The sequence below is a fragment of the Polaribacter reichenbachii genome, from assembly GCF_001975665.1.
Lineage (GTDB): Bacteria > Bacteroidota > Bacteroidia > Flavobacteriales > Flavobacteriaceae > Polaribacter > Polaribacter reichenbachii.
The window spans coordinates 2138384-2156978 of sequence record NZ_CP019419.1 but is presented as its reverse complement, the minus strand read 5'-3'; the positions used below and the strand labels follow the sequence as shown (position 1 = coordinate 2156978).

Sequence of the window (18595 nt, the reverse complement as noted above, 5' to 3'; positions counted from 1 at the left end):
CATAACAACCTAAAAAACTGGCAATTATCTGTAAAAATATTTTCTATTTTTTTTTATTTTAACAAAATAGAATCTACTTTCAACCTTTTATTTCATTACTTTTAAACCCATAAATTCAAATCAAATGAAAAAAATATTACTAACATTTTTAGTGGCAACTAGTTTATTGAGTTGCAAAAAATCATCCGAAGAAAAAAAACCAGAACTAAGCATTAACTACAAAAAAATTGAGTTAGATAATGGCTTAGATGTTGTTTTTCATGTGGATAAATCTGACCCTGTTGTTGCTGTAGAATTAATGGTACACGTGGGTTCTGCTAGAGAAATTGAAGGTAGAACAGGCTTTGCACACTTATTTGAACACTTATTATTCTTAGAATCTGAAAATTTAGGAAAAGGTGGTTTAGATAAAATGAGTGCAAGAATTGGTGGTTCTGGCGCAAATGGTTCTACTTCTAGAGACAGAACAAATTACTTACAAACTGTTCCAAAAGATGGTTTAGAAAAAATGATATGGGCAGAAGCAGATAAATTAGGCTGGTTTATAAACACAGTTACAGATCCTGTTTTGGCAAAAGAAAAACAGGTTGTAAAAAATGAAAAAAGACAGAGTGTAGATAACAGACCTTATGGACATAATCAATATGTAATTGGTAAAAATTTATACCCTAAAAATCATCCTTATAACTGGCAAGTTATTGGTTCTTTAGAAGATTTACAAAACGCAACTTTAGAGGATGTTAAAACGTTTTTTAGAAAATGGTATGTACCTAACAATGCAACTTTAGTTTTATCTGGTGATATTGATATTGAACAAGCTACAAAATGGGTGCATAAATATTTTGAAGAAATACCTAAAGGAACAGAAGAAATACCTGCAATTGAAAAAAAACCAGGTAAAGTAGATGAAATTAAGTCTTTATATTATGAAGATAATTTTGCAAGAGTACCACAATTAACTATGGCCTGGCCAACTGTGGCACAATATGATGCAGATTCTTATGCTTTAGAAGTTTTAACTCAATATTTATCTGATGGAAAATCGGCGCCTTTAAATCAGATTTTAGTTGATGATTTAAAACTAACATCGAATACAACTATGTATAATTATGCTTCTGAAATTGCAGGAGAAACACACTTAATTATTAGAGCTTTTAATGGTACTAAATTAGATGCTGTAAAAACCGGAATTGAACAAGCTTTTGCAAAATTTGAAGCAGAAGGGATTTCTGAAAAAGATTTAAACAGAATAAAAGCGGGTCAAGAAACAAGGTTTTACTCTAGTTTATCTAGTGTTTTAGGTAAAGGAACAAAATTAGCTTCTTATAATACTTATACTGGAAATCCTGGTTTTGTAACCCAAGATATCAACAACACATTGGCTGTAACCACAGATGATGTAATGCGTGTTTATAACAAATACATTAAAAGCAAAAACTATGTTGCTACAAGTTTTGTACCTAGAAATAGTGCTGATTTAGCTTTACAAGGTGCTGTTTTAGCTGATGTTGTTGAAGAAAAAATTGTTATTGGAGCAGAAGAAAAATTCGACCCAAAAATTGCAGCTACTTACACAAAAACTCCTTCTTCTTTTGATAGAAGTATTGAGCCTGCTTTTGGAGAAGCACCTTCTTTATCTGTACCAGAAGTATATGAAAGCAGTTTAGACAATGGTTTAAAAATTTACGGAATAGAAAATGATGAAGTGCCTTTAGTGCGTTTTAATATTACTATTGATGGTGGCCAACTATTAGAGTCTATGGATAAATTAGGCGTTGCAAACTTAACTGCTGATTTATTAAATAAAGGAACAAAAAACAAAACTGTCCAAGAATTAGAAGAAGCCATTCAAGAATTAGGTGCTTCTATTTATGTATATTCTGATGTGGAAAACATCACTTTAACAGGAACAACTTTATCAAAAAACTATGATAAAACTTTAGCTTTAGCTCAAGAAATTTTATTAGAACCAAGGTTTGATGAAAAGGAATTCGATCTATTAAAGAAAGCTACCATTTCTAATTTACGTCAGCAAGAAGCCAGCCCTAATTCTGTGGCAAGAAATGCTTATAATGAATTGATTTACGGAAAAGACAACATCCGTTCTAAGAATATTTTAGGTAGTTTGGCATCCGTAGAAAAAATTACTATTGAAGATTTAAAAGCATTTTACAACAATTATATTTCTCCCTCAGTTACAAAAATGTTAGTTGTGGGTGATATTTCTAAAGATAAAGTAACAGCTTCTTTAGCATCTTTAAATAATAATTGGGCAGCTAAAGAAGTTATAATTCCTGAATATAAAACACCAGATACACCAACAAAACCAACTGTTTATTTTTATGATATTCCTAATGCAAAACAATCTGTTTTACAATTTGGTGCACCTGCTTTAGCTGCAACAGATAAAGATTTTTATGCGGCTTCTGTAATGAATTACATTTTAGGTGGTGGTGGTTTTGCCTCTAGATTAACACAAGAGTTAAGAGAAGGTAAAGGGTATACTTACGGAATTCGTTCGCGTTTTTCTGGTACAAAAGCAAAAGGTGCCTTTACTATTTCTAGCGGGGTAAGAAGTAATGTAACATTAGAATCTGCGCAATTGGTAAAGAAAATTTTAGAAGAATACCCAACTACTTTTTCTGATAAAGATTTAGAAACTACCAAAAGCTTTTTAATTAAAAGTAATGCAAGAGCTTTTGAAACTTCTAGAGCAAAATTAAATATGTTGTCTAATATTAGTGATTATGGTTGGAGTGCAGACTATGTAAAAGACAGAGAAAATACGGTTAATAATATGACCAAAGCACAAATTAAAACTTTAGCAAACAAATATGTAAACCCTAATAAAATGATTTGGCTAGTTGTTGGTGATGCAGAAACTCAATTAGACAGAATGAAAGAATTAGGTTATGGAGAACCTGTTTTGCTAAATGAAAGACAAAAGAAGATTAAGAAGTAAAAAAAGAAACAAGACAAAAAAAAACTTGATTTTAAACTAAAAAAGTCCCAATTTCAAATTTGAAATTGGGACTTTTACCTTTATAAAATAACAAAAACAATGAACTTTAGAAAAGCAACAGAAAAGGATCTTGCTGAAATTGTAAAAATGATGGCTGACGATGTCTTAGGCAAAAAAAGAGAAAACTTTCAATCTCCATTACCAATAGAATATGTAAAAGCTTTTCAAAAAATAAATATTGATAAAAATCAAGAACTTATTGTTTTAGAAAATGAAAATCTAGAAGTAATTGGAACTATGCAATTAACATTTATTCAGTACATTTCTTATGTTGGTGGAATAAGAGCACAAGTAGAGAATGTTTTTATCAAAGCCAATCAAAGAGGACTTGGAATGGGAAAGAAAATGTTGGAGTGGGCTATTAAAAGAGCAAAAGAAAAAAATGCACATATTATACAACTAACCTCAAATAAAGAAAGACCAAGGGCTATTAAATTTTACGAAGAGTTAGGCTTTAAATCAACTCACGAAGGACTAAAATTATATTTATAATAACGTTTCATTTCTTAGCAAAAATTATAAAAAAAACGAGCTTTTATTAAGCTCGTTTTTTTTTATAATAAAGTATAAATGCTATTTACTCTGATAAAGCAGCCCCGCTTGCAGCAACAGACCTATCAATTTTACGCATTAAACCTTGTAAAACTTTACCTGGCCCAACTTCAATAAATTCTGTTCCACCGTCTGCTATCATTGCTTGTACACACTGTGTCCATTTTACAGGTGCAGTTAATTGAGCAATTAAGTTTTCTTTAATTTCCTCTGGATTTGTAACTGCTTTTGCAACTACATTTTGATACACAGCACAAGTAGGCTCGCTAAAAGTTGTAGCTTCTATTGCAGCAGCTAACTCCTCTCTTGCTGGCTCCATCATTGGTGAGTGAAATGCACCACCAACTGGTAATAGCAATGCTCTTCTTGCTCCTTTTTCTGTTAACACTTCACAAGCTTTTTCTACTGCTTCAATTTCTCCAGAAATCACTAATTGACCTGGGCAATTGTAATTTGCAGCTACTACTACTCCATCAATTTCTGCACAAGTTTCTTCTACAACTTTATCTTCTAAACCTAAAACTGCTGCCATTGTACTTGGTGCAATTTCACAAGCTTTTTGCATTGCTAAAGCTCTTTTAGAAACTAACTTTAATCCGTCTTCGAAAGATAAAACTCCGTTTGCAACTAAAGCTGATAATTCTCCTAAAGAATGACCAGCAACCATTTCTGGCTGAAAAGAATCGCCTAAAACTTTAGCCAAAATTACAGAATGTAAAAATATTGCTGGCTGTGTAACTTTAGTTTCTTTTAATTGTTCAGCTGTACCTTCGAACATAATATCTGTAATAGAAAAGCCTAAAATATCGTTTGCTTTTTCGAAATACTCTTGTGCTAAAGGTGATTTTTCGTATAAATCTAATCCCATTCCTGTGAATTGAGCTCCTTGACCTGGAAAAATATATGCTTTCATTTATTTTTTGTTTAATTTTTTAACTTGTAATCGCCTGCGAAAATAATCATTTTATAAATTAGATTAGGAATCTATAGAAATACTTGCTTTTGCATCTAACTCAATTGCTTTTGCTAGAGTTTCTAAATGTGGTTTTCTAACTTTTAATTTTGTTGCTGCGTGTGCTTTTTTGTTTAATTTAGAAAACATATTTGCTACTTTAATTGCAGTTGGTAATAAAGCTTCATTAGGAACAATTAGATCTAAAAACCCAGCTTTTACAGCATCCTTTGGATTAAATATCTCAGAATTATTTACAGCTCTGTTTACATACACTTCAGATAAACGAGAATTTGCAATGGCAATACCAGCATTGTGCATTGTCATACCAATCATAACTTCGTTTAAACCGATTTTAAAATCGCCTTCTACACCAATTCTATAATCTGCTGATAATAATAAAAAAGCACCTTTTGCAATTGCGTGACCATTACAAGCAACAATTATTGGTTTCGAAAAAGACAACATTCTTAAAGATAATTGAGAACCTTTTGTTACCAATTCTATAGCAGATTCAGGTGATTTTGTCATCACTTTTAAATCAAATCCTCCAGAAAAAATACTTTGAGGACCTGTAAGAATTACTATTTTATCTTCTTGTTCTGCTTTATCTAAACTTGTATTTAAACCATCAATTACTTGGTGAGAAATTGCATTTGCTTTTCCGTTGTTAATGGTAATAATTGCGTAATTTTCTTTAGGTTGATAGGTTACGAATTCGTTCATATTTTTTATTTAATTATAAAATTTAATATTAACTCATATTTAATTTTAGGATGAATACGAGTTTAAAATCAATATTAGTTTTTGATACAATTTTTCAAAAAAAAAGAAAAATCACTCGAAATTATATCTATATAAATTTCACCAAGTACATACCTGCAAAAACAGCTAAAAAGCCAACTACAAAACTTGCAATTGTATAAAAGGCGAAAGAAATAAAATCTCCAGATTTTAGAAAGATATGGTTTTCATAAGCAAAAGTCGAAAAAGTTGTAAAACCACCACAGAAACCAGTAGCTAGCAATAATGTATGATTTTGACTAAGCGCATCAGTTTTAGCAGCATAACCTAAAATAAAACCTATAAAAAGGCTTCCCAAAATATTGGCTGCAAATGTGCCATAAGGAATTCCGTTTTCTGAGTTATTTAGCCATTTACCAATTAAAAAGCGTAATACACTACCAAAACCTCCACCAATAAAAACGAATAATAAACTTTTCATTATAGTTCTATATCATCAATATCTGTCCAGTTTTTCTTTTCTGTAACTGTACCATTATTCAAAATCATTATTCCAGGATTTGCTCTAATCATTGTTTTTAGAGTAGTTTCATCACAGAATAAAACTTCGAAAGGTAAATTGTATTTCTTAATTGTTAAATCAATGATATCAGAAAAAGAAGCAGAAGCACCGTAAACTTTATAGCCTTTTTGTATGGCTTCTTCAGAAATCTTTTTAATTTCTGGAAAAGCATCATTATCAGATTTTTCGAAACTAGACATAATAATTAGCATTACTTTATCCATTTTAAGAATCTGAGGCGCTAAATCATTTTGTGCATTTTCTAACATAAAATCGTGAACAGGAGGTATTTCTCCATCGTCTTTATACTCCATTCCTTCTGGTAAGTTTTTACCGATTGCATACGCTCTAAAATCGATAATTGGTAAATGTGCCAATACATAATAAGTGATAAATGAAGAAATAATTAACGATACAAAAACAATCTGAAAAGGAATAAATCTTTTTGCTATCGGTTTTATATACTTAATTTTAAAACCAATAAAGAAAATTAAAATAGTTAATGCTACATCTTTATAAAATGTTTCCCAAGGCTTTAATTTAATGGCATCACCAAAACAACCACAATCTGTAACTTTATCATAATAAGCAGAATACCAAGTTAAAAACAAGAATATTAGAATAATTATTTTTAAACTAATTACTGTAAATTTGGGTTTCCACCCCACTAATAAAGCAACTCCTAAAACAATTTCTGCAATAATTAAGATGATAGAAAATATTAATGCAAAAGGAATTAGGAATTCCATATTTAAAACACCTTCAGAAAAATATTCTTCGAATTTGTATTGAGAACCTATTGGATCTACCAATTTTACAAATCCAGAAAAAATAAATAAGACACCTACTATAATTCTTGCTAATTGTACGAGTATTTTCATATTGTAATAAAATCTTGATGATTAGAAATTTAATCAAATAAATGATATTACAAAGATTGCAAAAATTCTTGTTTTATATGTTTAATAAAACTTAAAATATTAGTTTAACATATTTACAAGACATTTACATCTTCCATACATTTTTTCATCATTTTATAAGTACGTTCAATATTATTATCTAAACCAATAGAAAAACGGATTAAACCATCTGATAAACCCATTTCTTTTTGTTCTTTTTCTGGTATTTCTGATGATGTAGAAGTGCCTGGAGCAGAAAATAAAGTTTTATAAAAACCTAAACTTACAGCCAAATATCCTAAGTTTCTGTGTTGCATTAACTCCATTAATTCGTTCGCTTTTTGCAACGAACCAACATCTACAGTTAACATTCCTCCAAAACCATATTCTGTATTCATCATTTGTTTATATAAGGAATTAGAAGAATGAGATTCTAAACCTGGATACACTGTTTTTAATCCATCAGCCTCAAATTTATCAGCTAAAAAAGCAGCATTTTTACTATGCTGTTGTATTCTAATATGTAAAGTTCTCATATTTTTTAAAACTGAAGCTGCTCTTAAACTATCCATAGTTGCACCTAACAACATACTTGCCCCATCATTTACATTTCTTAAATCATTTATAAATTCTTTGGTACCACAAACTACACCACCTACAGTATCTGAAGAACCATTTATAAACTTTGTTAAACTATGGCAAACTACATCTGCGCCTAATTTTGCAGGAGATATTGATAAAGGAGAAAACGTATTATCTACCACTAATTTTAAATTATATTTTTTAGCTAAAGCTGATAAACCTTTGATGTCTGCTACTTCTAATAACGGATTACTCACAGATTCGCAATACAAAACTTTAGTATTGTTTGTAATTGATGCCTCTACAATAGCTAAATTAGTGATGTCTATAAAACTAGTTGTGATGCCAAATTTTGGTGTAAAGTTTTTTAAGAATGCATAAGTACCTCCATAAATGGTTCTACTAGAAACAATATGATCTCCAGAACTACAGAGTTGCAATAAAACTGAAGTTATTGCACCCATGCCAGATGCTGTAACATTTGCAGTTTCTGTACCTTCCATTGCTGCAAGTGCTTCTCCTAAATATAAATTTGATGGTGTAGAATGACGTGAGTATAAATAACAGCCATCTGCGTTGCCCTCAAAAGTATCGAACATTGTTTTTGCTGATAAAAAGGTATATGTTGATGAATCTGAGATTGATGGATTAACACCTCCAAACTCTCCAAAATATTGTAAATCTTGAATATTTTCTGCTGGATTGAATTTCATAATTAATCGTTTTTATTTTACATCAAAAAAACAACTTAAAAGAAATATTATCAACACATTACTTATAATATAGTTTATTTATCTAAATTTGATTTATTTTTTAGTTTAAAAAACTATAAAATCTAATTGTATTTCTACATTTTAGAAAATTTATTATGATGGATTCTACTGACAAAAAACTTATCAATTTATTACAGAATGATAGTAAACAGACTACAAAGCAACTTTCTTTACAATTAAACCTATCTGTTACTGCTGTTTATGAGCGTGTAAAGAAACTAGAAAAAGAAAAGGTAATTGATAAATATGTGGCTATCATCAATAAAAATAAGATTGAAAAGTCTTTTTTAGTTTTTTGCCATGTAAAATTAATACAGCATTCTAGAGCATATGTAACCACTTTTGAGCGTGAAATATCTAAGTTAGAAGAGGTTTCAGAATGTTTTCATGTAAGTGGAGATTATGATTATATTTTAAAAATATATATAAAAGATATGGATACTTACAGAAATTTTATGGTTACTAAATTAACGGCCATAAAACACATTGGAAGTACCCATAGCACCTTTACGATTAAAGAAGTAAAAAACACAACCTCAATTAATCTATAAAAAATAGAATTCTACTGTTTTACTAAAACTATTTTTTCTGTTTGCTTTTGCACTAATTTACCGTAAAAATCTTTTAATGAAACATAATATTGAGCAGGAATAATAGGTTTCTTGAATTCTAAAACCGAAAATGTTTTTAATTTATTTCCTATTTGAGTTACTTTATATTTAAACGTACCTAAATTATCTGGTAAAACCATTGCCATTGGTTCTGGTATTTTTTCCACAACATATCCTTCAGGAATATCCATAGAGACTCTATTTAATACCTTCCTTGCTGTGTTAAAATCTACAGGAAATTTACGTTCTTCTAACTTAAAAGGGTTTGTACGTGTTGTTAAAAATAAAGAAGGCTCAATATAGATTTTATTACCAATTTCTTCAATTAAATCTTCGCTAATAAATTTTACAGTTCTTAAAACAGGTTTATTTAAATCTTGCTTATTCTTTAAATTAAAATCATCTATCTCAATATTATTTTCTTCTTCATATTTAGTTCTTAAACTTTCTTCTTTAATATGGTTATAATCAGCCCTAAAATTTAGTGCATTTATATTTTCAAACTTTGTTCTAATCATACCTTCAACCATTAAATCATCCGTTATTTTTAACATCATAATATTCTCTTTAGATGCTGGTTTGCCTGAACTTAATTTTACCCAAGAAGAACTACCATCATTTCTAACCATTCTACCATTCCAATTTAAAGCTCTAACTGGTAAAATATTTGGTAAACTATAAAGTTCTGTAGCATCTAACAACACATAATTACCATCGCTAAAAGTTACTGCAGAAACTACATAATTAAAACCATCTAAAGTAGGGAAAAGTGGAATACCATTATTTCTAGAGCTAACTAAAACAGGGTTTGCATCTAACCCTGCAAAACGCAACATAGAAGTTAGCATTAAATTAATTTCTGCTACATTACCAGTATTTTCTTTATATGCCTTTTTTACACCTTTTTGGGTATATTTACCATAACTTCCATTCCATTTAATTTTTGTTTTTACAAATTGAAAAACAGCAGCAATTTTATCAAAATCTGTAGCTGTATTTGCTAAAAGTTGTTGTACATCATTTTTATAATAATTTGTTTTCTCTAACTCTTCTCCAAAAGATTCTGACTTAAATATAGCCTTACTTACACTTTTCCAATCAGTTGAAAAGGATTTACTGGTACCTCCTAATTTAAAAAAATCTATTTCTTTTAGTTCAAATTTCAATCCACCTCTATAATTATTGATGTAAGAAACATAAGGTTCATCATCTTTTAATGCAGGAATATCTGTTTCTGAAAATTCTAGAATATTACTTAAATAATTTATTTTAGTATTATCAAAAGTTGTACCTGCTGAAGTATTCAAACCTCCAACATTTCTATACTTAGTGGTATAACTAAAAGAATTACTTTTTTGAGAAACTTTAGGCCTAATACTTAAATACCCTTTAGCCAATTGATTAAACTTGTAAAACTCTGGTATTTCAATATTGTATTCTAGTTTTTTTACTGGTATATCAAATTGAAATTCTAAATCGTCTATTTTACCATAATATGGTGATGATATTTTATACTCAATATCTAAAACAGATCCTACTTTTATATTAGGTAAAGTAATTTTTCTAACTGCCCAACGTTCATTTCTCCTTTCATTAAAAATACTTTTTTTTGATAATTTATCTTTTGTTACTTTACCATTCTCTAAGTTAAAAGTATAAGCTCTTAAATAGGAGAATTTTTCATTCTCTCCGCTTTTAGGTGAATAATAATAAAACATATCTGTAGCTTTTTCAAACCCTTCTTCACTGTAAATTTTTATTCTATTATGTACTTCTTTTACAACATTAAACCTATCGTTAGAAGGGTCGTATTCATAATGTGTAAATTGATTTCTGTACAAATACGCTGCATCTGCAGTAGAATCTAAAGGGTAAAATTCCTCTTCTAATTCTGCCTTAGATACTTTACCAAATTTATAATCTTGGGCTACTGTTGATAATTGTAAAAAAACTACTAATACTAATAAAATGCTCTTTTTCATTGTTACTTTTTAATAAGTGCTATTCTTAAATTTTCTGATTTTGCAATACTTCTTCTAAAACTTCTATAAGCTTTATAATCTTCTTTTGGATGTACTCCTTCTTTCATTAAAATTTCTTTTTTGTAAGAAAAAGTAGATTCATCTATTTTATGAAAGCTTATTTTATAAGTACCAAACTTGGTTGATAATTCTTTATTTTCTGGGATATATTCTAATTTATAGGATGCAGGAATCTTAATTGTATATTCATCTACATCTTTATAACCTCTACTAATTTTTAAAGGCAAATTTCTTTTTCTATATCTTTTGGGGATATAACTTTCTCTGTTAAAAATATTTACACGAAACAAATATTCAGTTTCGTTTACTGATGCAAAGTTTTTTATAGAAAGCCCTAAATCTTCTGTAAAAACAACATTTTCTTTATCGTTATTTAATTTAAAAGAATCTACTTCTAAATTATTGTTATAGCTCCAAACATCAGATTTGTAGTTTTTAATCAACTCTTCATCAGTGTATGAATCAAAATAAGATTTATCATCATACTGAATACCTTTAGATATTCTTTTTAAATTTGCTTTTACATCTCCTGTTTCAGATAATTCTATTTCTCCTTTAATTGTTTGCAGATTAACATCGTCTTTATAAGAAGCTGTTCTTTTAATAACACCACCTTCTGGAGTAATTACTAACACATTTCTATCATCTGTAAAATCTCCTAAAAAGCCAAATGGCATAGTTTGACTGGTACATTCTAACCAAATATCATTACCATTATTAGGTACATTTAAAATAACGTGATTTCCTTGTATGGATGAAAAATCCTTATCTAAATCTCTTCTTTCTTGTGCATAAACAACAGTATAGTAAGATGTAACACCAACAACATCTAACAAAGCTTTTGTGTAATTAGATAATCCTTTACAATCTCCATAACCAACTTGATCTACTTGGTTTGCTGCAATAGGTTCCCAACCACCAATACCAACTTGTACACTAATGTATCTGGTTTTATTTTGCATATATTCATATACAATTTTTGTTTTTTCAAGATCTGTTTTTGCATCTTTCACCAAATCTAAAAGGTTACTTTTTGTGGCATCATCTATAATATCTCTACCAGCTAAAAGTGAATCGTGCATCCATTTACCAAATTCTTGCCAATTTGTAGCTTCTCCGTAAACTCCTTTTAAAGTAAACTTGTCTAAAGCTACTTTTGCTATTGGTAAAATATCTCTATAAGCAGGACTTTGATTTTCGTATTCTAAAGCTGTTTGTTTTAACAAAGTGTAGTTAAGTTCTGTTTCAGAATCGTTTTTTTCAACATTATAATCATTGAAATTAGTTTCTTTAATTCGCCAAGGAATTGCATTCGGATTTTTTAAAACATAACTACTTTTTTCTACGGATACATAATAACCATTTACAGGAACCCACCAAGGAATAAAACCTGTAGTAGATGTTTTATATTCCGTTTCAAAAACCAAAGTATATGGATAAGAAATAGGTGTATAATCTATGTATTTTACTCGTGCATCAGAATATAAAGTACCTCCATCAACAGCACTAACATCTAAAAAATCTCTCTCTTTAAATTTCTTAATTTCGCTACCTAAAGCATCGTAAATAATTGCAGAAAGATTTGTTATTTTAGTATCATCATCATAACTTTCGTAAATTCCAGCATCTGAATTACCAAGTTTATTTAGCACAGTAACCACCACTCTTTTAGAAACAACCATTCTATTTACCTCTTCTATGGTAATTTCTGTAGTACTGTTTCTAACAACAGCATTTGCATTTTCTTTTAATTCTGGAGGAATTGTTAAAGACGAAAACTCGCTAAACTGTGAAAATGTATTAAAAGTAACTAAAAATAATAGGCATAAAAATGCATTGGGGTATTTATGTTTAATCATAGACTTTTTTTAATAGCAATGCAATTTAAAAAAGAAAACCCAAAACTAAAAAGTTTTGGGTTTAAAATATTGTATTAAAAAAAGTGTTTATGCTTTCGTTTTAACTTCAAAAGATAACTCCATCATATCATCAATAAATTTGTCTTTTAAATTATCGAAGAAAGATTTAGAACCATATTTTACATTAAAATCTGCTCTGTTAACATTAAACGTTTCACTTTTAAAAGTGGTTACACCACCTTCTGTAGTAACAGTTGCAGGTATTGTAATACTCTTAGTTACATCTTTAATTTGTAAGTTACCTGTTACGTGTAATTTACCTTCTTTAGGTTCTACGTTAGTAATTACAAATGTAGAAGTTGAGTAAACCTCAACATCAAAGAAATCTGCATTTTTTAAATGTCCTTCTAGCTTTGCAGCACCTCCGCTACCTTTCATATCTGAGTTTGTAATTGTAGTTAAATCTACTACAAATTCACCTCCTTTTAAAGCTCCATCTTCTAATAATAAACCTCCGCTTTTTAAAGCTACAGTTCCATCATGAGCTCCACCTGGTTTTGTTCCTTTCCAAGTTAATACAGATGCTTCAGTATCTACATTATTTAATTCAGAAACATTTACTACAACTTCTTTTGCTTCTTCTGTAGCTACTTTTTCTTTTTTCTCGCTTTTACATGCAGTTAAAACTGATGCTACAACTACTAATGATAAAACTATTTTTTTCATTTTTTATTAAATTTAATGGTTGGTTATTTATTTTCCATGGCAAATATATGTAATTTATTTTCCTTGGAAAATATTTTTGCTGTTTTTAATACAAAATTAACAAAGGTAAAGTTAGTCTTTATTTTTAGAATCTATGATTATAGTAACAGGACCATCGTTTAATAATTCAACTTTCATATCTGCACCAAACTCTCCTGTTTGTACTTTTGTTATTATTTCTTTTTGAAGTGATGTTACAAAATTTTCATATAAAGGAATTGCAACATCTGGTTTTGCTGCTTTTATATAACTTGGTCTGTTTCCTTTTTTGGTTGATGCTTGTAAGGTAAATTGACTTACTACAATTATTTCTCCATTAATGTCTTTTAACGATAAGTTCATTACTCCTTTTTCATCATTAAAAATGCGTAAGTTGATAATTTTTCTGATTAACCAATTGATATCTTCTTGAGTATCTTCATTTACAATTCCTAAAAGTACCAATATACCTTGTTTTATATCAGCTACTTTTTTTTGATTGATTGTTACACTCGCTTTAGATACTCTTTGTAAAACTACTTTCATATGCCCCTAAATCCCCAAATGGGGACTTTTTACTTTTAGAATTATGTAATAATTATCGCAATTTAAAAACTGTATTTTGTGTAATTGCCGTAATTTGATTTGTAAAATTAAAAGAACTATTGACGTTTTTAATCTTCTTCCTCGTTCCAAATATCTGTTCTGTAGTGCTCTGTTTCTTCTTCGCCTTCTAAAATTTGCAGGTAACTTCTGTATCTAGACCAAGAAATTTCTTCGTCTTCTAAGGCTGCTTTTACTGCACATTGTGGTTCTTTTAAATGCAAACAATCGTTGAATTTACAATATTGTTTTAGCTCGAAAAACTCAGGAAAATAATCGCCCAATTCATATTTATCCATATCTACAACTCCAAAGCCTTTAATACCTGGAGTGTCTATAATTCTGGCATCGAAACTTAAATCAAACATTTCTGCAAAGGTTGTGGTGTGTTGCCCTTGTTGATGCTGATTCGAGATTTCTTGGGTCTTTAGATTTAAATTTGGCTCAATAGCATTTACTAATGTTGTTTTACCTACTCCTGAATGACCAACAAACATAGAAGTTTTACCAGTCATTAATTCTTTAACCTTATCTACGTTTTTGTTTTGTGTTGCTGAAACTTCTAAACAAGTATAACCAATAGCTTCGTAAATATCTTTTAAATATAAAATTTCTGCTCTTTCTTCTATTTTATAAGCATCTATTTTATTAAAAATTAAAACAGTATCTATTCTATATGCTCTTGTGGTTACTAAAAATCGATCTACAAATGCTGTAAATGTTGGTGGATTATTAATGGTAATCATTAAAAAAACCAAATCTAAATTTGCTGCGATAATATGTGTTTGCTTAGACAGGTTAACAGATTTACGTACTATAAAGTTTTCTCTATCTAAGATTTTTTTGATGACCCCTGTTTCTTCATCTCCTTTTTTTTCTAAATCGAAAACTACTTTATCGCCAACAGCAATAGGATTGGTACTTTTAATACCTTTTATTCTGAATTTTCCTTTTATCCTACATTGATAAAAAGTTCCTTCTTCAGATTTTATTTGGTACCAACTTCCTGTAGATTTGTATACAATTCCTGTCATTAATACAAAGATGCAGAATTATTATTGATTTTTAAATATTTGACGAGAATTCTCGAATTAATTAAAACTATATAGTAACGTAAATTATAATGTAATTGGAAATTTTTACTTCTAAAATTGAAAATACTTACCACGAATTCACTAATTTATTTGACCACATAGCAACATAGATTACATAGAATTTATTGAAATATTAGTTTTCAAGAACTTCCTCTTGTAGTTAGCTCTTTGCGTTAAGGATTGAGTGGCCTGTTTGAGCTCTTTTTGTTTTTTACAAAAAAGCGAGTAACGAAAGCCTGACCCTTGGGTAACGCTCAAAAAAATACCTACAAAGATTCTATATCCTTGCAGGTACTTTATTCTAGAACTGAAATATTTTCAGTTTAATAATTTTATCAGATAATTATCCGTTAATTATTTTTTCTTGATGATTGATAGATTCTTGGTGAATTGCTTTAAACATTTTTAAAACAAACTCTTCGCTTAAACCTTTGCTTGTACCTTCTAAAACCATGTTTCCAAGAATTTCGTTCCAACGTCTTGATTGTAAAACAGCTACATTTTGGTCTTTCTTTAAAGCACCTATTTGATCTGCAACATCCATTCTTTTACCTAATAACTCAATTAATTGATCGTCTACCACATTAATTTGAGCTCTTAAACTTTCTAAAGGTTCTCTGTAACTTGTTGCAGTTTCAGTTGTTTTCTTGATTTTTAACTCTTCCATAATTGATTTCAATTTTGTTGGAGTTACTTGTTGTGCTGCATCAGACCAAGCATTTTCTGGATCCCAGTGTGTTTCGATCATTAAGCCATCGAAGTTTAAATCTAAAGCTACTTGAGATACATCTTGAATCATTTCTCTGTTACCTGTAATATGTGATGGATCGCAAATTAATGGTAAATCTGGAAATTTATTTTGGAATTCGATAGCTAATTGCCAGTTTGGATTGTTTCTGTATTTAGACTTATCGTAAGTTGAAAACCCTCTGTGAATTGCTCCTAAATTTTTGATTCCTGCAGTATATAATCTTTCAATACCACCTAACCATAAAGCTAAATCTGGGTTTACTGGGTTTTTAACTAATACAATTTTGTCTGTACCCTGTAAAGCGTCTGCAATTTCTTGCATGATAAATGGAGATACTGTAGAACGAGCACCAATCCAAAGTAAATCTACATCGTTCTCGATTGCTAATTTACAGTGTGCTGCATTTGCAACTTCTGTACAGGTTTTCATACCTGTTTCTTCTTTTACTTTCTTTAACCAGCCTAAACCTAAAGCACCAACACCTTCAAAATTCCCTGGTCTTGTTCTTGGTTTCCAAATACCTGCTCTATAATAATTTACATCAGAATCTTTTAATTCGTGTGCAATTTTTAAAACCTGTTCTTCGGTTTCTGCACTACAAGGCCCTGCTATTACTAGTGGATGATCTAATTTCATATCATCCAACCATGTTCTTAATTCTTTTGTATTCTTCATTTTAATAATTAATTTGTGTTGAGATTTCTCAATTTTTATCGAAATAACAACGATTTTGGCGTTTTATTTTATGCCGTTTAAGATTTGTTTAATATAATTGGTGTTCTCCATTTCGTTAAAAATTTCGGAGAAATTATCTTGCTGCATCAACTCTTTAAAATTTTGTAAATTATTGATGTACTCTTCTAATGTTTCTATTACGTTTTCTTTGTTTTGTTCAAAAATTGGGGTCCACATTGCTGGCGAACTTTTTGCCAAACGTACTGTAGATCTAAATCCTGAACCTGCCATATCAAAAATATCGCGTTCGTTTTTTTCTTTATTAATAACTGTTTTACCTAACATAAATGCACTGATGTGAGATAAGTGCGAAACATACGCAATATGCTTGTCATGCGAAACAGGGTCCATATATCTAATACGCATTCCAATGGCTCTAAAAAGGTCTAAAGCTTTTTCTTGAAGTTTAAAAGTTGTTTTTTCTACTTCGCAAATAATGTTCGTTTTCCCTTTATATAAGCCAGAAATGGCTGCTGATGGCCCAGAGTTTTCTGTACCTGCTATTGGATGTGCTGCTAAAAAATTACGTCTTTTTGGATGATGTTCAACCACTTTACAAATTGCTTCTTTTGTTGAACCTGCATCTACCACCAAACCATTATCGGATATTTTATCTAAAATTGTTGGTAGTAATTTTACGGTTGCATCTACAGGAATTGATACAATTACCAAGTCTGCATTTACTAAATCATCTAAGGTTGCTTTTTTATCAATTAAATTTAATTCTAAAGCTTTATTTAGGGTTTCGTCTTTTCTACTGATTCCGTGAATTACTGCTTCTGGATTGTGGTTTTTAATATCGATGGCAAAACTACCCCCAATTAAACCAATACCAATCATGTATATATTTTTCATTTTTTATGCTTTTCGCCTTTAGCTTATAGCTATTAGCTGTTTGCTTTTTGCTAATGACTAATTGCCAAGAGCAGAAAACCTATTTATAGCCTCTTTAATAACATCTGTGGTTACACATAATGAAAACCTGATATATCCTTCACCTTGAGAACCGAAAATAGTACCTGGAGTAATAAATATATCATTATCATATAAAACTGAATCTGTAACTTCTTCGGATTTTTTACCTTCAGGTATTTTTGCCCAAACAAATAAACCTGTTGCATTTTTACTATAAGTTGCATTTAATTTATCTGCCAATTGCCAAATTAATTTTCTGCGTTCTTCGTAAATTTTATTTTGATCAGAAAACCAATCATCTGATAATTGTAATGCTTCTATGGCACCTTTTTGTATACCATAAAACATACCAGAATCCATATTCGATTTTACTTTTAACACCTCATTAATGTAAGTTGCATTTCCTAATAACATACCAACTCTCCAGCCAGCCATATTAAAGGTTTTGCTTAATGAATTTAACTCTAAAGCAATGTCTTTTGCACCTTGTACTTGTAAAATACTGATAGGATTATCATTTAAAATAAAACTATAAGGATTATCGTTGATAATTAAGATATTGTGCTTTTTACCAAATGCTATTAATTTCTCGAATGTTGTTAAAGTTGCATCTGTACCTGTTGGCATATGTGGATAATTTACCCACATTATTTTTACATTACTTAATTCTAAACTTTCTAATGCATCAAAATTTGGTTGCCAATTTGTAGCATCGCTTAAATTATAAAACAACGGTTCTGCACCTACTAATTTTGTTACTGATGTATACGTTGGATAACCTGGATTTGGAATTAAAACTTTATCGCCTTCATTTAAAAAAGCCATAGAAATATGCATAATTCCTTCTTTACTTCCCATTAATGGCAAAATCTCATTCTCTGTATTTGTATCTACAGAAAACTTGTTTTTATAAAAACCTGAAATTGCATTTCTTAATTCTGGTAAACCTTGATAGGATTGATATTTATGCGCACTTGCATCACCCAAACTATTAGAAATTGCTTCTAAAACTTTAGTTGGTGGTTGTAAATCTGGCGAACCAATTCCCATATTGATAATTGGTTTTCCTGCTGCTGCTAAGCCTCTTACTTCTCTTAATTTTTTAGAGAAATAGTATTCTTGCACTGTATCTAATCTTTTGGCAGGTTGTATCAT

At 29.7% G+C, this 18595-nt stretch carries 16 protein-coding genes; 3 read left to right on the top strand and 13 right to left on the bottom strand.

Annotation, left to right across the window (positions count from 1 at the left end; all coding sequences use genetic code 11):
- Positions 1-124 precede the first annotated feature (124 nt).
- A complete protein-coding gene (locus tag BW723_RS08970; RefSeq protein ID WP_068355745.1) occupies positions 125-2962 on the top strand; it encodes a M16 family metallopeptidase in 2838 nt (945 codons plus the stop codon).
- A 99-nt stretch (positions 2963-3061) separates the two neighbouring features.
- A complete protein-coding gene (locus BW723_RS08965; protein ID WP_068355748.1) occupies positions 3062-3514 on the top strand; it encodes a GNAT family N-acetyltransferase in 453 nt (150 codons plus the stop codon).
- A gap of 85 nt (positions 3515-3599) precedes the next feature.
- On the opposite strand, the gene fabD is transcribed toward BW723_RS08965, so the two are convergent.
- From fabD to BW723_RS08940, 5 genes are all read right to left on the bottom strand, one after another.
- Complete coding sequence (gene fabD, locus BW723_RS08960; protein ID WP_068355752.1) at positions 3600-4487, bottom strand: ACP S-malonyltransferase; 888 nt, start codon at positions 4485-4487, stop codon at positions 3600-3602.
- Between the two features lie 63 nt (positions 4488-4550).
- Complete coding sequence (locus BW723_RS08955) at positions 4551-5252, bottom strand: crotonase/enoyl-CoA hydratase family protein (RefSeq protein WP_068355755.1); 702 nt, start codon at positions 5250-5252, stop codon at positions 4551-4553.
- A gap of 127 nt (positions 5253-5379) precedes the next feature.
- Positions 5380-5751, bottom strand: coding sequence for a fluoride efflux transporter CrcB (gene crcB, locus BW723_RS08950; protein WP_068355758.1), 372 nt, complete (start codon positions 5749-5751; stop codon positions 5380-5382).
- On the bottom strand, positions 5751-6713 hold the full coding sequence (locus BW723_RS08945; RefSeq protein WP_068355761.1) for a DoxX family protein: 963 nt from the start codon (positions 6711-6713) through the stop codon (positions 5751-5753). Before BW723_RS08945 ends, crcB begins: the two co-directional genes overlap by 1 nt.
- A gap of 113 nt (positions 6714-6826) precedes the next feature.
- Positions 6827-8026 carry an aminotransferase class I/II-fold pyridoxal phosphate-dependent enzyme gene (locus tag BW723_RS08940; RefSeq protein ID WP_068355765.1) on the bottom strand — a complete coding sequence of 400 codons (1200 nt, stop codon included), beginning with the start codon at positions 8024-8026 and terminating at the stop codon, positions 6827-6829.
- Positions 8027-8181: 155 nt separating this feature from the next.
- Here BW723_RS08940 and BW723_RS08935 point away from each other — a divergent pair, with 155 nt between their 5' ends.
- Positions 8182-8637: an Lrp/AsnC family transcriptional regulator gene (locus BW723_RS08935; RefSeq protein WP_068355768.1), complete on the top strand. Its 456-nt coding sequence runs from the start codon at positions 8182-8184 to the stop codon at positions 8635-8637.
- 11 nt (positions 8638-8648) lie between these two features.
- Here the strand turns inward: BW723_RS08935 and BW723_RS08930 are convergent, their stop codons facing one another.
- The 8 genes from BW723_RS08930 to BW723_RS08895 all read right to left on the bottom strand — a co-directional run bounded on the left by BW723_RS08930 (position 8649) and on the right by BW723_RS08895 (position 18595).
- A complete protein-coding gene (locus tag BW723_RS08930; RefSeq protein ID WP_068355770.1) occupies positions 8649-10679 on the bottom strand; it encodes a DUF3857 domain-containing protein in 2031 nt (676 codons plus the stop codon).
- Positions 10680-10681: 2 nt separating this feature from the next.
- Positions 10682-12598, bottom strand: coding sequence for a DUF3857 domain-containing protein (locus BW723_RS08925; RefSeq protein ID WP_068355773.1), 1917 nt, complete (start codon positions 12596-12598; stop codon positions 10682-10684).
- Positions 12599-12685: 87 nt separating this feature from the next.
- On the bottom strand, positions 12686-13324 hold the full coding sequence (locus tag BW723_RS08920) for a YceI family protein (RefSeq protein WP_068355776.1): 639 nt from the start codon (positions 13322-13324) through the stop codon (positions 12686-12688).
- A 111-nt stretch (positions 13325-13435) separates the two neighbouring features.
- Positions 13436-13888 carry a D-aminoacyl-tRNA deacylase gene (gene dtd / locus BW723_RS08915; protein WP_068355779.1) on the bottom strand — a complete coding sequence of 151 codons (453 nt, stop codon included), beginning with the start codon at positions 13886-13888 and terminating at the stop codon, positions 13436-13438.
- A gap of 128 nt (positions 13889-14016) precedes the next feature.
- Positions 14017-14979 (bottom strand): ribosome small subunit-dependent GTPase A, encoded by a 963-nt coding sequence (rsgA, locus tag BW723_RS08910; protein ID WP_068355782.1) that lies wholly within the window; start codon positions 14977-14979, stop codon positions 14017-14019.
- 403 nt (positions 14980-15382) lie between these two features.
- Entirely contained in the window at positions 15383-16465 is a 1083-nt protein-coding gene (locus BW723_RS08905; protein ID WP_068355785.1) for a bifunctional 3-deoxy-7-phosphoheptulonate synthase/chorismate mutase type II, read from the bottom strand.
- 63 nt (positions 16466-16528) lie between these two features.
- The gene (locus BW723_RS08900) at positions 16529-17380 is read right to left on the bottom strand and encodes a prephenate dehydrogenase (protein WP_068355788.1); all 852 of its coding nucleotides are present in this window, start codon (positions 17378-17380) and stop codon (positions 16529-16531) included.
- 57 nt (positions 17381-17437) lie between these two features.
- The gene (locus tag BW723_RS08895) at positions 17438-18595 is read right to left on the bottom strand and encodes a pyridoxal phosphate-dependent aminotransferase (RefSeq protein ID WP_068355791.1); all 1158 of its coding nucleotides are present in this window, start codon (positions 18593-18595) and stop codon (positions 17438-17440) included.

What these genes read in the sequence shown, in the direction of transcription:
- BW723_RS08965 (WP_068355748.1), top strand. Translation starts at nt 3,062, where the DNA reads ATGAACTTTAGAAAAGCAACAGAAAAGGATCTTGCTGAAATTGTAAAA.
- BW723_RS08955 (WP_068355755.1), bottom strand. Translation starts at nt 5,252, where the DNA reads ATGAACGAATTCGTAACCTATCAACCTAAAGAAAATTACGCAATTATT.
- BW723_RS08970 (WP_068355745.1), top strand. Translation starts at nt 125, where the DNA reads ATGAAAAAAATATTACTAACATTTTTAGTGGCAACTAGTTTATTGAGT.
- rsgA (WP_068355782.1), bottom strand. Translation starts at nt 14,979, where the DNA reads ATGACAGGAATTGTATACAAATCTACAGGAAGTTGGTACCAAATAAAA.
- dtd (WP_068355779.1), bottom strand. Translation starts at nt 13,888, where the DNA reads ATGAAAGTAGTTTTACAAAGAGTATCTAAAGCGAGTGTAACAATCAAT.
- BW723_RS08940 (WP_068355765.1), bottom strand. Translation starts at nt 8,026, where the DNA reads ATGAAATTCAATCCAGCAGAAAATATTCAAGATTTACAATATTTTGGA.
- BW723_RS08930 (WP_068355770.1), bottom strand. Translation starts at nt 10,679, where the DNA reads ATGAAAAAGAGCATTTTATTAGTATTAGTAGTTTTTTTACAATTATCA.
- BW723_RS08895 (WP_068355791.1), bottom strand. Translation starts at nt 18,595, where the DNA reads ATGATACAACCTGCCAAAAGATTAGATACAGTGCAAGAATACTATTTC.
- BW723_RS08905 (WP_068355785.1), bottom strand. Translation starts at nt 16,465, where the DNA reads ATGAAGAATACAAAAGAATTAAGAACATGGTTGGATGATATGAAATTA.
- BW723_RS08935 (WP_068355768.1), top strand. Translation starts at nt 8,182, where the DNA reads ATGATGGATTCTACTGACAAAAAACTTATCAATTTATTACAGAATGAT.
- BW723_RS08920 (WP_068355776.1), bottom strand. Translation starts at nt 13,324, where the DNA reads ATGAAAAAAATAGTTTTATCATTAGTAGTTGTAGCATCAGTTTTAACT.
- fabD (WP_068355752.1), bottom strand. Translation starts at nt 4,487, where the DNA reads ATGAAAGCATATATTTTTCCAGGTCAAGGAGCTCAATTCACAGGAATG.
- crcB (WP_068355758.1), bottom strand. Translation starts at nt 5,751, where the DNA reads ATGAAAAGTTTATTATTCGTTTTTATTGGTGGAGGTTTTGGTAGTGTA.
- BW723_RS08925 (WP_068355773.1), bottom strand. Translation starts at nt 12,598, where the DNA reads ATGATTAAACATAAATACCCCAATGCATTTTTATGCCTATTATTTTTA.
- BW723_RS08945 (WP_068355761.1), bottom strand. Translation starts at nt 6,713, where the DNA reads ATGAAAATACTCGTACAATTAGCAAGAATTATAGTAGGTGTCTTATTT.
- BW723_RS08900 (WP_068355788.1), bottom strand. Translation starts at nt 17,380, where the DNA reads ATGAAAAATATATACATGATTGGTATTGGTTTAATTGGGGGTAGTTTT.